The sequence below is a fragment of the Nocardioides pelophilus genome (assembly GCF_014180685.1).
GTDB lineage: Bacteria > Actinomycetota > Actinomycetes > Propionibacteriales > Nocardioidaceae > Nocardioides > Nocardioides pelophilus.
On sequence record NZ_JACEHF010000119.1, the window covers coordinates 1 to 12,905 of the forward strand.

Below are 12,905 nucleotides of genomic sequence, written 5' to 3' on the forward strand. Positions count from 1 at the left end.
CCCGGCTCTTGTGCGCAAGAGCCGGGTCGGCGTCGTACGCGTGCACACACGTGCACACAAGAGCCGGGTCGGCGTTTCCGAGGGTGTCGGGGATGGGAGGATGGCGGCATGAGCGAGCAGCCGCCGCAGTACCCCGCCCAACCCCCGCAGAACGGCCCGCAGAGCACCCCGCCGAACACCCCGCCGAACGCGCCGCCGGGCCCCGGCCAGCAGCCGCAGAACCCCTACCAGCCGTACGGCGCCCCGGGGTACGGCCCGACCGGAGCACCCCAGTGGGCCCCCGACCACCCGGAGTCCGCCACGGTGCTGCTGCTCGGCATCCTCGGCATGGCGGTCTGCCAGGTGATCGCGCCCTTCGCCTGGATCAAGGGCGCCCGGGTGAAGCGCGAGATCGACGAGGCGGGCGGCCGGCTCGCCGGACGCAGCCAGGCGCAGATCGGCTACATCCTGGGGATCGTCGGCAGCGCCCTGCTCGCCCTCTACGTCGTGGGCATCGTCGTGTACGTCGTGATCGTGGTGATCGCGATCGGCGCCAGCGCGAGCGCGTGACCGACGAGCGACCCGGAGTCCGGCCCGCCCGTCCGCACCACAAGCTGACCGACGACGGTCGCCCGATGCGGGAGGTGCTCTCCTACAGCCGTCGCGGCGCCCGGTTCACGCCGCACCAGGCAGCCGCCTGGGAGGCGCACCACGAGCGCTGGGTGATCCCCGACGACGCGGTCGACGCCGAGGGCTTCTCGTTCGACCGCTGGTTCGGCCGCGGCCCGGCGGACCGCGACGGCCTGATCGTCGAGATCGGGTCCGGCGTGGGTGAGGCGACGGCCGCGCTGGCCCGCACCCGGTCGTCGTACGACGTGCTCGCCTTCGAGGTGTGGCGTCCCGGCGTGGCCGCGACCCTGGCACTGCTCGCCGAGGCCGGTGTCGACAACGTCCGGCTGTGCGGCGTCGACGCCGCGTGGTCGCTCGAGCACCTGCTGCAGCCGGCCAGCATCGCCGAGCTCTGGACCTTCTTCCCCGACCCGTGGCACAAGGCGCGGCACCACAAGCGCCGGCTGGTGACCCCCGCCTTCGCGGCACTGGCCGCGAGCCGGTTGCGACCGGGCGGCGTGTGGCGGCTGGCCACGGACTGGCAGGACTACGCCGAGCAGATGACCGCCGTGCTTTCCGCCGAGCCGGCGCTCGAGGGCGGGGTCGTCGAGCGGTGGGACGAGCGACCGGTCACCAAGTTCGAGCGCAAGGGACTCGCCGCCGGCCGCTCGATCACGGACCTCGCCTACCGGCGGCGCTGACCCTCAGGCCTCGCAGGCGATCCGGGTGTCCTCCAACTCCCGGCAGACGTCGTGGTCGGCACCGCCGTCGAGGTTGTCCCCGCCGAGCCCGCCGGTGAGGTCGTCCGCGCCGTTGCCGCCGTAGAGGTAGTCGGCGTCGGCGCCTCCGTCCAGCACGTCGGCTCCGTCCTCTCCGTAGAGCGTGTCCGCCCCGCTGTTGCCGAGGATGGTGTCGTTGCCGAAGCCCCCGTACACGGTGTCGCCCCCGCCTTCGCCGCTGATCTGGTCGTCGCCGTAGCCGCCGTAGATCACGTCGACGCCCGGGTCGCGCCCGACGGCGTTGCGACCGGTGACGAGGTCGGCGTACGGCGTCGCGATGAGCGACTCCACCGAGGCGGCCTTGTCGAAACCGTCGGCGGGCTGGAGCAGGTTGGACGGCCTTGCGAAGAAGGTGATGCCGTCCTGCGCGGCGAGGGTGAAGGTCATCCGGTTGGTGGCCGAGGAGTAGGCCGCGGTGTCGAGACCGGCACCCCCGAAGAGCTTGTCGCTTCCCTTTCCGCCCGACAGCTGGTCGTTGCCGCCGCCACCGCAGAGGATCTCGTCGGCGTCGGTGCCCCTCACGGTGTCCGCGAAGGCGGTGAAGTCGTTGTCGCAGAGGAACTCGGGCGTCGCCACCGCGTTCGCGCTGTTGCCGGCGGGGTAGTCGTCGGGTGACAGCAGCTGGACGGTTCCGGTGTGAGGTCCCTCGGTGCGCGGATCGACGACCAGGTCGACGACGGCGCGCCCGCCGGGGTCGATGGTCCCGACGTCGCAGCGCACCTTGAGCCCGGTGGCGTCCAGGCTGCAGCCGTTCGGGAGGGAGCCGACCTTGACGCTGGCGGGGACCGTGATCTCCGCGGACACCGGCTGCGTCGACGCGCCGCCGGTGCGCGAGACCGCGACGTCGTACATGAAGGTCGTCGTTCCAGGGACGTCGCGGACGGACACGTCGACCGCGAGGTCGGTGAGCTCGTGGAAGCGCAGGCTCACGTTGCCGTGGGCGCTGCCGTAGTTGTCGACGGCGATCCGGTAGGTCTGCCCTGCGACCGCGTCGAACTGGATCCGACTCCAGAAGACGTCGGTGGTGACGTCGTCGTTGGCCGCGACCTGGGTCAGCGCGCCGACCGAGCCTCCCGTGTAGGCGGCGAGCACGGTGTCGCCGGTGCTGCCGGAGGTGTCGAAGACGACCGGTCCCGACCGGGCTGCCGTCCAGTTCCACCACACCGAGCGGCCCACGCCGGCCGCTGCATGGACCGGTTCGCCGGTCTGCTTGGTGGCGTTGCTGGTGAAGCTCGACGCGGTCCCGTGCGGACCCGCGAGCGAGGCGCCCGGGAAGTCGTCGTTGCTCGGCCGCAGACGCATGTCGAGCGAGAGGGCGGCGCCGCTGTTGATGCCGCCGACCTGCACGTAGTAGGTCTGACCCGCGGTGAGCCGGACGTCTGCGAGCCGGGTGGTCGCGTCGGCATCGCTCACGTCGTCCGCGCACGAGAGGGGCACGAGTGCGCCGCGCACCAGCTGCCAGACCGCCACCACGGTGTCGTAGGTGCTGGTGGCGGTGCTCACCGAGAGCAGGCCGGAGTGCGTGGGCCGCACGCTGTACCAGAGGGTGTTCGACATCGCCGGGCATGCGGTGTTGCGAGGCTCGGACGCCTCGACGGTGGCCGTCCCCGTGTAGATGTTGTGGGTCAGGTTCCGACCTGTCATGGCGTGCGCTGTGCTGCGCTTGTCGTTGGTGGGCCGGAGCGTCACCTTGAGGTCGATGTCGCCCCACCACGACTGGTAGCTGTTCCCGATCACGCTGCCGACCTGGAGGTAGACCACCTCGCCCTTGGCCACCCGCACGTCCTTCAGCAGAGCGGGGTTGTCGTAGCCGGCCTTGTCGCAGGCGACTCTCGAGAGCCCGCTGAGGGTGGTGCCGCGGTGGAGGGCCACGATCGGGTACGACGCGCTGCCCGTGAGGTCGACGGTGAGGTCGCCGTCCGCCGGAGCCGTGTAGCGGTACCACAGCGACTCGGCCAGGTCGCAGCCCGTCTTCGCGCCACCGTTGGCCCAGGCGGTCCCAGGCTCGCCCGACTGCTCGGTCGCGAACGCGTTGGTGGTCTGCACCAGAGAGGGCTTCCAGCCCGCCAACGCCTGGGCCTGCGCGAAGTTGTCGTTCGCGGGTGCCGATCCGGGCGACGCGGTGAAGGTGGCGGCCATGACGTCGGCGCTCTCCGAGATCCGAGCGACCGCCGCGCGGAGAGAGCCTCCGGGGCCCGACGTGTAGGCGTCGGGACCGACCCACGGGTCCCCGGCGTCCCCCCGGTTCTCGAAGGTGAGCAGGTCGGAACCGTCCGACTCGATGACCTGGACCAGCCTGTTGGTGGCGTTCGAGTCGTAGTACTCGTCGACCTTCAGGAGCAGCAGCCCCGAACCGGGCAGTGCGGCGTCGTAGGAGCCTGGCCGCTGCTGCCGGTTCTCGACGAGGTAGAACGAGCCCGACCCGGACGTCTTCGTCCAGTCGAATCCGCCCGCGTTCTCCAGGAGCTGGACGGTGGTGTTGGTGCGCAGACCGGTGGCCGCCGCGCTCAGGGTGGTGCGCTTCACGCCGACGATCCGCTGGGGCGTGATCCATCCGAGCGTCGCTCGCGACCACGCGTCGAACATCGTCGGGGTGGCGCCGACGTACGTCTTCGGGTCGGTCGGGGCCCGCCCCCAGGAGCCGTAGGACATCGCGCTCCAGTCGCCGATGCCGGCCGAGGACTCGTCGGTGTCGTACAGGTCGGGGAGCGCGAGGTCGTGGCCCAGCTCGTGGACGATCACGCCGACGGTCGCCTGGTGGGTGTCGACGGTGCCGTCGTTGAGCTGCACCCGCTGCTTCTCTCCGTAGGTCAGGAATCCGCTGTTGCCGACCTTCTTGCCGTCCACGGTCGGCGTGTTGGCCTCGTCGAGGAACCACCGGTTGGCCCAGATCGAGTGCCCGTGGTCGTTGCCGGAGATCGACTCCTCGAGGCCCGCCATCACCACGTTGAGGTGCAGCTCGCTGGAGTCCACGGTGCCGTCGCCGTTCTTGTCGTAGGACGCGTAGTTGACGTACGGGTCGGCCGCCTTGATCGCGTCGCGGATGATCGGACGCTCCGCCTGACCGTCGGTGTCAGGGTGGTTCGAGCTCAGCGTCAGCCAGCCGACGACCCCGTTGTTCGTCGTGCTGTGGCTCTCGGCGGCCGGCGCGAAGGTGAACTGGTTGTAGGAGTTCTTCTTGTAGAAGTCGACGACCGACTTGCCGCCGCCGAAGTAGCGGGACGCCCNAAGTAGCGGGACGCCCACTGGGCCTGGGTGGTCCCCAGGTTGGCCTGGTTCTGGAACTGCACGAGGATCACCAGCACCGGGTCGCTTCCCGTGGCCACGACCGACGGTGTCTCGGTCCGTCCGGTGTGGCGTGCCGTCACCCGCTCGACCTGAGCCCGGCGGGCGTCCGCCCACGCGACGCGCTCGCTGTCGCGCAGGTGCTTGCGCATGGTCGGGCGATCCTGCGTCACCCGGAGGTCGGTACCCCTCAACGACCCGTCGGCACGCTTGGTGGCGTACACCCACCAGCCCTGGCGCCGGACGATGGTGTGACCCGAGCGGGTCTCGACACCGTGGTACCACTCGTCGCCGAACTGACGCGCCTTGAACGTGGTCCCGTCCGGCTGCTCGAGCTCGACGATCCCGGGCCCGGCGGGCACGGCCTGAGCCGGCTCCGCGCTGGACATGGCCCAGGCGCCGGCCACCACGATCCCGAGGAGTCCTAGCCACCACCAGCGGAGAGCGGTGCTGTGCTGCTGGTCGAGAGATGCCGTCTGTGTGCTCATTGTTCGCCCCCATGCGCGGGGCCGGAGCCCCGACGGTGCCGATCACCGCGATCCGACGCTAGGACGTGACCCGACCACCGAGCAGCGGGGAAAACCCTATGAGTGGCGCAGCGGCGGGCCGGGACGCGGTCACGCTTCGGTGAGGAGCGCGATCTCCTCGTCGACGTACGGGTCCTCCTCGCCGAGCGCGACCAGCTCCGCCTTGAGCGCGCGTTGGAGGGCCAGCGCCTCCTCGCGACGGTCGAGGTTGCGCAGGGCCCACGCCACCATCCAGCGCGAGACCCGGGTGCGGCCGGCGTCGCCGATCCGTTCCCGGGCGGCGAAGGCGGCCTCGAAGCAGACCAGCGCGCGTTTGAAGTCGCCGACGTCGGCGTGGATCATGCCGAGGTTGTTGAGCAGCGACGCGTCCCAGTCGCGGGTGCGCGGGTCGTCGGAGGCGCCGGCGACCGCGAGGGCCCGTTGGGTGATGGCGACCTGTTCGCGCTGGTCGCTGACCAGCGCCGCCATGTGGAGCGCGTCGACGTGCAGCTCGTCCAGGGCCGCGCTGGTGGCGAGGTTCACCGCCTGCGCGAAGAGCTTGCGGGCGACCGCCGGTTCCCCGCCGGAGCGGTACAGGCGCCCCCGCTCCAGCACGATCCGGCAGGCGACCTCGGGCGAGCCCGCGTCGTCCAGCCGGTCGAGGACGAGGTGGCCTTCGGCGTACTTGCCCTGCAGGCCGAGCGCGCGCGCCACCTGGGTCAGCCAGATCCCGCGGTGCTCACCCTCGGCGGTCGCGGCCGCCTCCCGGAACCGCTGCTCGGAGAGCTCCGGGTCGTCGAAGTCCCACAGGTCGCTGGGGTGCACGGCCACAGTCTGTCGCGGACCGCGGCTCGCGCCGGACAATTTTCGGTCACATGACGTTCACACGCCGCTAGGGCGTGTCGCCCGGCGCAGCCACTGTGGCGGCGTACCTTCACAAGCACTGGCGGGTGGGGAAGCTCGCCATATCGGGAGGCCCGTTCGTGATCAACGACTGCATCACCCGCCGCGGGTGCCAGGGTGCTCCCTGCCGCGCGCACCGGGTGTGTGGACGCCGGCACTCCGGCGTTCGGGCCCATGCGCCTGCCCACCTCGGGACGGCATCCGCTTCCTGGTCCGACTGCGAGGAATAAGGACCGAGCGGGAGTGCGCGCGCGGTCTGGTGAGGTGCGAAGTGCCTAACTCGAAGTCCCGCGCCGCTGTCAACCATGACGCCAGGCAGGCCGACCAGTCCCGAGACCCGGTGCCGGGTCGCCGGACCTACGTCCTCGACACCAGCGTGCTGCTCGCCGATCCCGGCGCGCTCCGCCGGTTCGCCGAGCACGAGGTGGTGCTGCCCGTCGTCGTGATCACCGAGCTGGAGGGCAAGCGGCACCACCCGGAGCTGGGCTACTTCGCCCGCAGCGCGCTGCGGATGCTCGACGAGATGCGGATCAGCCACGGCCGCCTCGACACTCCGGTGCCCGTGGGTGACGAGGGCGGCAGCCTGCGCGTCGAGCTCAACCACACCGATGCGACCTCGCTGCCGTCCGGCTTCCGGCCCAGCAACGGCAACTGGGACAACGACTCCAGGATCCTCGCGGTCGCCCGCAACCTCGCCGACGAGGGCCACGACGTCACGCTGGTCTCCAAGGACCTGCCGTTGCGGATCAAGGCCTCCGCCGTCGGGCTCGATGCCGAGGAGTACCGCGGCGAGGCGATCAACGACTCCGACACCGGCTACTCGGGGCTCGCCGAGCTCGAGGTCGCCGCCGAGGAGCTCGACGAGCTGTACGACGACGGCACCCTCGAGCTGGAGGCCGCGCGCGACCTGCCGTGCCACCAGGGCCTGGTGCTGCTGTCCGACCGGGGTACGGCGCTGGGCCGGATCGGTCCCGACAAGCAGATCCACCTGGTGCGCGGCGACCGGGAGGCGTTCGGCATCCACGGCCGCTCCGCGGAGCAGCGGATCGCGCTGGAGATGCTGCTCGACCCCGACGTCGGCATCGTGTCGCTCGGCGGCCGGGCCGGCACGGGCAAGTCGGCACTGGCGCTGTGTGCCGGGCTCGAGGCGGTGATGGAGCGGCGCCAGCACAAGAAGGTCGTGGTGTTCCGGCCGCTGTTCGCCGTGGGCGGCCAGGAGCTCGGCTACCTCCCCGGGTCGGAGTCGGAGAAGATGTCGCCCTGGGCCCAGGCGGTGTTCGACACCCTCGGTGCGCTGACCTCCAGCGACGTGATCGAGGAGGTCCTCGACCGCGGCATGCTCGAGGTGCTCCCGCTCACCCACATCCGCGGCCGCTCGCTGCACGACTCGTTCGTGATCGTCGACGAGGCGCAGTCGCTGGAGCGCAACGTGCTGCTGACGGTGCTCTCGCGGATCGGCGCCAACTCGAAGGTGGTGCTGACCCACGACGTCGCGCAGCGCGACAACCTGCGGGTCGGGCGCCACGACGGGGTGGTGGCGGTGGTCGAGAAGCTGAAGGGGCACCCGCTGTTCGCCCACGTGACCTTGACCCGGTCCGAGCGGTCGCCGATCGCGGCGCTGGTCACCGAGATGCTGGAGAACGTGGTCGTCTGATCCCCTGCTGATCCCCGGCTGAAGTCGTCGGCTGAGGCGGCTGTGGTCCCTGTGGTGGATGGGATCACAGCCGCTTCCGCTTTCTGCGCGGTTCGGTTTGCGACTGCGGGTGAAGTCAGGCATGGTGTCGTGGGTTGCCATCGGTCAGGTCTGTTGACCTGATCTCTCTCGGGGGCAACTTTCCTGTTGTCAACCACGGATTGCGCTCTTGTCGACTCACGCGAAGATTGCCCCCAAGCACCGCGGGACCCCCAAGCACGCTCACCTGAAAGAGGCGCCCAAGCGCGCCGCCCGCAACACCGTGATCCTCTCCGGTGTGGCCCTGGCCGTCACCGGCATCACCATCGGCGGGGGACTCCTCGGCAAGGGCGAGGCGACCCCACCCGGTGTGGCAGCAGAGCTCGACAACGCGATGGGCGACCTCCAGGCCGACGTCCCGGCGGCCGACACCGGCGAGCGGCTCCCGATCGTCTCCCGCGACGACCACCGGGGTGCCGCCGACCCGACCAAGAAGGCGGGCCTGGTCGCCACCGAGGCCTCCGCGGTCACCGAGTCGGAGCAGCTCTCCGACTCCGACCCGCGCGACATCGCGCGTGCCTTGATGGGTGACTACGGGTTCAGCCAGGACCAGTTCAGCTGTCTCGACTCGCTGTGGATCCGCGAGTCCAACTGGAACGTCTACGCAGACAATCCGTCCTCGTCGGCCTACGGCATCCCGCAGGCGTTGCCAGGCTCGAAGATGGCCTCTGCCGGCAGCGACTGGGCGACGAACCCCGTCACCCAGATCAGCTGGGGCCTCGGCTACATCCGGGACCGCTACGGCAGCCCCTGCGCCGCCTGGGGCCACTCCCAGTCCGTCGGCTGGTACTGAGTCCTCGCTCGGTCCCCACTGAGTCCTCGCTGTCCGCTGGGGCATGATGACGTCATCTCGGGCCTGCGCACCGCATGCCCCCGGGCAAAGGAGCCTCCATGGACGTCATCTGGTTCGTCATCGTCACCCTCGTCGGCGGCACGATCATCGGCATGCTCGGCAAGCTGGTCGCGCCGGGGGACCGGGACAAGATCCCCTTCTGGCTCACCGTCGTCTGCGGCATCGTCGGCATGGTCGCGGGCAGCTACCTTTACTGGGCGCTGTTCGGTGACAACAACCCCCGGTTCGACGGGCACAAGGCCACCGCGGACAACGCCACCAACGGCATCGACTGGATCCGCCACCTGTGGCAGGTCGGCGTCGCCGCCGTCGCGGTGATGGTCGCCGCGTTCGTCACCGGCAGCAGCAAGCGGTCCTGACGCGTTGTCCCACGAGGGCACCGACTTCCGCGACGACCGGGTCGGCTCCGCGCTGGCGGGCACCAATCCCACGGTGCTGCGGCGGCTCCGGGCCGGCTTCGCCGTCATCGGCGACGTCCAGCACCTGCCGGGCTACTGCGTGCTGATCTCGGACACGCCCGGCGTCGACCAGCTGATCGACCTGCCGCCGGAGCAGCAGCTGCTCTTCCTCGAGGACATGGCGGTCCTCGGTCGGGCGGTGGCCGCGGTGTGCGCGCGCCGCGACCCGCAGTTCCGCCGGATCAACCTGGAGATCCAGGGCAACACCGATGCCTTCCTCCACGCCCACGTCACGCCGCGCTACGAGTGGGAGCCGTCCGAGCTCGTCGGGTGGCCAGCAGCCCTCCACCACTGGACCAAGCTGATGACCGACCCCGGCTCGGTGCCGCTCGGACCCGAGCACGACGACCTGCGCCGCGAGCTCGGCGACGAGATCGACCGGCAGCTGGCGGCTACGGGTGGGTCATCGACTCCACGTCGAGGGCCGCGTCCAGCTGCTCGACGGTGAGCTCGCCGCGGTCGACGTACCCCATCGCCAGCACCGTCTCGCGGATGGTGGCGCCGTCGGCGAGCGCCTGCTTGGCGATCTTCGCGGCCGCCTCGTAGCCGAGGTAGCGGTTGAGCGGCGTCACGACCGACGGGGAGGACTCGGCGTAGCGGCGCATCCGGTCGGCGTCGGCGGTGATGCCGTCGATGCAGCGGGCGGCGAGGGTCGTCGTCGAAGTCGAGAGCAGCCGGACCGACTCGAGCACGTTGCGCGCCAGCACCGGCATCGCGACGTTGAGCTCGAAGCTGCCGCTGGCGCCCGCGACGGTCACCGCAGCGTCGTTGCCGATGACCTGCATGCAGACCATCAGCGTGGCCTCGGGCAGCACCGGGTTGACCTTGCCCGGCATGATCGACGACCCCGGCTGCAGGTCGGGGAGGTGGATCTCGGCGAGCCCGGTGGTCGGCCCGGAACCCATCCAGCGCAGGTCGTTGCAGATCTTGGTCAGCCCCACCGCGATCGTCCGTAGCACGCCGCTGAGCTCGACCAGGGAGTCGCGGGTGCCCTGCGCCTCGAAGTGGTTGCGGGCCTCCGTGAACGGTTCGCCGGTGGCGGCCGACAGCGCCTCGATCGCAGCAGCCGGGAAGCCGGCCGGGGTGTTGATGCCGGTGCCGACGGCGGTGCCGCCGAGGGGAAGCTCCCGCACCCGGGGGAGTACGGCGTCGAGCCGGTCGACGGCGTACCTGATCGTGGCGGCGTAGCCGCCGAACTCCTGCCCGAGCGTCACCGGGGTGGCGTCCATCAGGTGGGTGCGTCCGGACTTCACCAGGTCGGCGAACTCGGCCGCCTTCGCCTCCAGCGAGGTGGCGAGGACGTCGAGGGCGGGCCGCAGGTCGCGGGTCACCGCGAGGGTGGCGGCGACGTGGATCGCCGTCGGGAAGATGTCGTTGCTCGACTGGCTGGCGTTGACGTGGTCGTTGGGGTGGACGTCGACGCCGGCGGCCCCGCTGAGGGAGGCGATCACCTCGTTGGCGTTCATGTTCGAGCTGGTGCCGGAGCCGGTCTGGAAGACGTCGATCGGGAACTGGTCGTCGTGGCGCCCGGCCGCGACCTCGCGGGCGGCGGCTGCGATCGCCTCGGCGTGGTCGGCCGGCAGCACGTCGAGCCGGCCGTTGGCGGTCGCCGCGGCGGCCTTGACCTCGCCGAGCGCGTGGATCAGCGCGGGCTCGATCGGGGTGCCGCTGATCGGGAAGTTCTCGATCGCCCGCTGGGTCTGGGCCTTCCACAGGGCCGAGGCCGGCACCCGGACCTCACCCATCGAGTCGTGCTCGGTCCGGAAGCCCGCGGGGTCGATGCCGGTGTCGCTCACACGACGACGCTACCCGCATCCCCTTGACATATGAGTAACCGATTAGTTACCAATAGTCCATGGACGCCTTCGCGGCTCTCGCCGACCCGATCCGTCGAGGCCTCCTGCTGCGCCTCGCCGCCGGGCCGACCCGCGTCGTCGACCTGGCCGCCGACCACCAGGTCAGCAGGCCGGCGATCAGCAAGCACCTGCGGCTGCTGACCGAGGCCGGACTCGTCGACGTCGAGGTCCGCGGCCGCGAACGGCACTACGCCCTCGACCGGTCCGGCCTGCAGCCCGTGCAGGAGCTGCTGGACCGCCTTGCCCTGCCGACGCCGCGGCTCTCGGAGCGCGACCTCGACGGCCTCGACCTGGAGGTACGGCGCACCGGCCGCGACCGCCGCACCCCCACCGATCAACAGGAGGAGACCGCATGACCACCACGACTGCCACCGGCCGCAAGGAGGCGCGGCACGGCCGCACCTTCCTCGTGATGACCCGCCAGTTCCGCGCGCCGATCGAGGACGTGTGGGCCGCGGTGACGGAGTCCGACCGGCTCGCCCGGTGGATCGGCACCTGGAGCGGCGACCCGGCCGACGGAAAGGTGCAGTTCCAGATGCGCTACGAGGGCGACGACGTGCCGGCCGAGGAGTTCGTCGTCGACGAGTGCGACGAGCCGCGGCGGCTGGCGATCACCACGACGTCGCCGTACGAGGAGGACCAGGTCACCTGGCACCTCGAGCTCGACCTCGCCGAGGCCGACGGCACGACCACGCTGACGTTCGCGCAGTCCGTGCCCGAGCCCACGATGGCGGAGAACGTCGGACCGGGCTGGGACTACTACCTCGACCGGATGGTGGCAGCGGAGAGCGGCGGCGACGTCGGCGCCATCGACTTCGACGACTACTACCCGGCGCTGTCGGACCACTACCGGGGCGAGTTCGAGTCCTGATCGCCCCCGCGACCGGCGAACGACGGGTCAGCCGGCAGCGGTGCAGGCGTCGGCGCCGTACATCTCGATGGTCCGCTGCCGCACGTTGTAACCGCCGTACTCGTTCGTCTCGTCGCCACCCGGCCCGAACCAGCCGATGAGGACCTGCTTGACCGGCTTCTGCACGACCAGCCCGGGGTCGTAGCTGCCGTCGTAGTACTTGCAGTCGGTCCGGTCGCTCGCCACCGTCTTCCACCGGCCGTCGCGGCGGAGCTTCATGCGCACGAACGCGCGTTCGTCGCGGTCGACCGCCAGGACGAAGCGCACCCGCTTGCCACCGATGCGCACCGTCTTGACCACGAGCGGCTCGAGGGCAGCGGCGCTGGTGGCGGGCGTGGTGGTGGGCGTGGTCGTGGGCGCGGCCGTGGGCGCGGCCGGCGCCGGGACGGTCAGGCCGTGCAGGCCCAGGGCGAGGAGCGGTACGGCGAGGAGGCGGAGAGCTGCGCGCAAGGGATCGACCTTTCTGACGGCCGCCCGAGCCGGCAGGGAGGCATCAGCGTGCGCCTACCGCCCGGTGGGTGTCAACGACCGGCCGGGTCGGGGCGTCGCCGTCAGGGCTCGGTGGGGCAGGGAGCGTCGCCGAGCCCGAACGGGATCAGCATCTCCTCGTCGATCTGCACCTCGCCGTACTCGCCGTAGCCGTTGGTGCCGGTGTTCACCCAACCGAAGAAGATCTGGCGGTTGCCTTGGTCCTCGATGCCGGCGTCGTAGGAGATGTCGAGGTAGGGGCATGCGACCGGGAACCGGTCGACCTCGGCGTAGTCGCCGTCGCGCTCGGCGAGGAGCACCACGAAGGCCTCCGGACCGTCGTGGACGAGCTGCACCCGGACCGTCCTTCCCGCCTCGGACATCTCGATCTCGTCGAGCACCTCCTCGGTGCCGGCCGGGCCGCTCGTGTCGGCGGCGGTCGAGCGGGAGTCGTCGGCCGTCGGGTCGTCGTCGGAACCGCCGTCACGCACCATCAGCAGCACGATCGCGACGACGGCGACCACGGCGAGCACGACGACCGCGCCGACCAACAGCGGGTTGACCCCG

13 protein-coding genes are annotated in these 12,905 nt (G+C 71.0%); 8 read left to right on the plus strand and 5 right to left on the minus strand.

Going from position 1 to position 12,905, the window contains the following annotated elements:
• The first annotated feature begins 108 nt into the window (after window positions 1–108).
• Both H0488_RS16765 and trmB read left to right on the plus strand, forming a co-directional pair.
• Window positions 109–549, plus strand: coding sequence for a DUF4190 domain-containing protein (locus tag H0488_RS16765; protein ID WP_183100395.1), 441 nt, complete (start codon window positions 109–111; stop codon window positions 547–549).
• On the plus strand, window positions 546–1,289 hold the full coding sequence (gene trmB / locus H0488_RS16770) for a tRNA (guanine(46)-N(7))-methyltransferase TrmB (RefSeq protein WP_183100396.1): 744 nt from the start codon (window positions 546–548) through the stop codon (window positions 1,287–1,289). Before H0488_RS16765 ends, trmB begins: the two co-directional genes overlap by 4 nt.
• A gap of 3 nt (window positions 1,290–1,292) precedes the next feature.
• Here the strand turns inward: trmB and H0488_RS24735 are convergent, their stop codons facing one another.
• Both H0488_RS24735 and H0488_RS25100 read right to left on the minus strand, forming a co-directional pair.
• Window positions 1,293–5,153 carry a M6 family metalloprotease domain-containing protein gene (locus H0488_RS24735; RefSeq protein WP_281369684.1) on the minus strand — a complete coding sequence of 1,287 codons (3,861 nt, stop codon included), beginning with the start codon at window positions 5,151–5,153 and terminating at the stop codon, window positions 1,293–1,295.
• A gap of 116 nt (window positions 5,154–5,269) precedes the next feature.
• Window positions 5,270–5,983 carry a tetratricopeptide repeat protein gene (locus H0488_RS25100; protein ID WP_183100398.1) on the minus strand — a complete coding sequence of 238 codons (714 nt, stop codon included), beginning with the start codon at window positions 5,981–5,983 and terminating at the stop codon, window positions 5,270–5,272.
• 418 nt (window positions 5,984–6,401) lie between these two features.
• Here H0488_RS25100 and phoH2 point away from each other — a divergent pair, with 418 nt between their 5' ends.
• From phoH2 to H0488_RS16800, 4 genes are all read left to right on the plus strand, one after another.
• The gene (gene phoH2, locus H0488_RS16785; protein ID WP_183100407.1) at window positions 6,402–7,715 is read left to right on the plus strand and encodes an RNA 5'-3' helicase PhoH2; all 1,314 of its coding nucleotides are present in this window, start codon (window positions 6,402–6,404) and stop codon (window positions 7,713–7,715) included.
• Between the two features lie 208 nt (window positions 7,716–7,923).
• Complete coding sequence (locus tag H0488_RS16790) at window positions 7,924–8,586, plus strand: aggregation-promoting factor C-terminal-like domain-containing protein (protein WP_183100399.1); 663 nt, start codon at window positions 7,924–7,926, stop codon at window positions 8,584–8,586.
• A 98-nt stretch (window positions 8,587–8,684) separates the two neighbouring features.
• Window positions 8,685–9,005, plus strand: coding sequence for a hypothetical protein (locus tag H0488_RS16795; RefSeq protein ID WP_183100400.1), 321 nt, complete (start codon window positions 8,685–8,687; stop codon window positions 9,003–9,005).
• A 4-nt stretch (window positions 9,006–9,009) separates the two neighbouring features.
• A complete protein-coding gene (locus H0488_RS16800; protein WP_183100401.1) occupies window positions 9,010–9,552 on the plus strand; it encodes an HIT family protein in 543 nt (180 codons plus the stop codon).
• Here H0488_RS16800 and H0488_RS16805 read toward each other — a convergent pair.
• Complete coding sequence (locus H0488_RS16805) at window positions 9,497–10,849, minus strand: class II fumarate hydratase (RefSeq protein ID WP_220794697.1); 1,353 nt, start codon at window positions 10,847–10,849, stop codon at window positions 9,497–9,499. The two genes, H0488_RS16800 and H0488_RS16805, sit on opposite strands and share 56 nt — an antisense overlap.
• Window positions 10,850–10,959: 110 nt before the next feature.
• Here H0488_RS16805 and H0488_RS16810 point away from each other — a divergent pair, with 110 nt between their 5' ends.
• Together H0488_RS16810 and H0488_RS16815 are read left to right on the plus strand one after the other, a co-directional pair.
• A complete protein-coding gene (locus tag H0488_RS16810; protein ID WP_183100403.1) occupies window positions 10,960–11,316 on the plus strand; it encodes an ArsR/SmtB family transcription factor in 357 nt (118 codons plus the stop codon).
• Entirely contained in the window at window positions 11,313–11,831 is a 519-nt protein-coding gene (locus tag H0488_RS16815; protein ID WP_183100404.1) for an SRPBCC family protein, read from the plus strand. Before H0488_RS16810 ends, H0488_RS16815 begins: the two co-directional genes overlap by 4 nt.
• 27 nt (window positions 11,832–11,858) lie before the next feature.
• Here the strand turns inward: H0488_RS16815 and H0488_RS16820 are convergent, their stop codons facing one another.
• Both H0488_RS16820 and H0488_RS16825 read right to left on the minus strand, forming a co-directional pair.
• Window positions 11,859–12,320 (minus strand): hypothetical protein, encoded by a 462-nt coding sequence (locus tag H0488_RS16820; protein ID WP_183100405.1) that lies wholly within the window; start codon window positions 12,318–12,320, stop codon window positions 11,859–11,861.
• Window positions 12,321–12,421: 101 nt separating this feature from the next.
• A partial coding sequence (locus tag H0488_RS16825) for a hypothetical protein (RefSeq protein ID WP_183100406.1) occupies window positions 12,422–12,905 on the minus strand: 484 nt, incomplete at its 5' end.

Coding starts and splice junctions, on each gene's coding strand:
- H0488_RS16765 (WP_183100395.1), top strand. CDS start 109: ATGAGCGAGCAGCCGCCGCAGTACCCCGCCCAACCCCCGCAGAACGGC.
- H0488_RS16795 (WP_183100400.1), top strand. CDS start 8,685: ATGGACGTCATCTGGTTCGTCATCGTCACCCTCGTCGGCGGCACGATC.
- H0488_RS16805 (WP_220794697.1), bottom strand. CDS start 10,849: ATGGGTGAGGTCCGGGTGCCGGCCTCGGCCCTGTGGAAGGCCCAGACC.
- H0488_RS16810 (WP_183100403.1), top strand. CDS start 10,960: ATGGACGCCTTCGCGGCTCTCGCCGACCCGATCCGTCGAGGCCTCCTG.
- H0488_RS16815 (WP_183100404.1), top strand. CDS start 11,313: ATGACCACCACGACTGCCACCGGCCGCAAGGAGGCGCGGCACGGCCGC.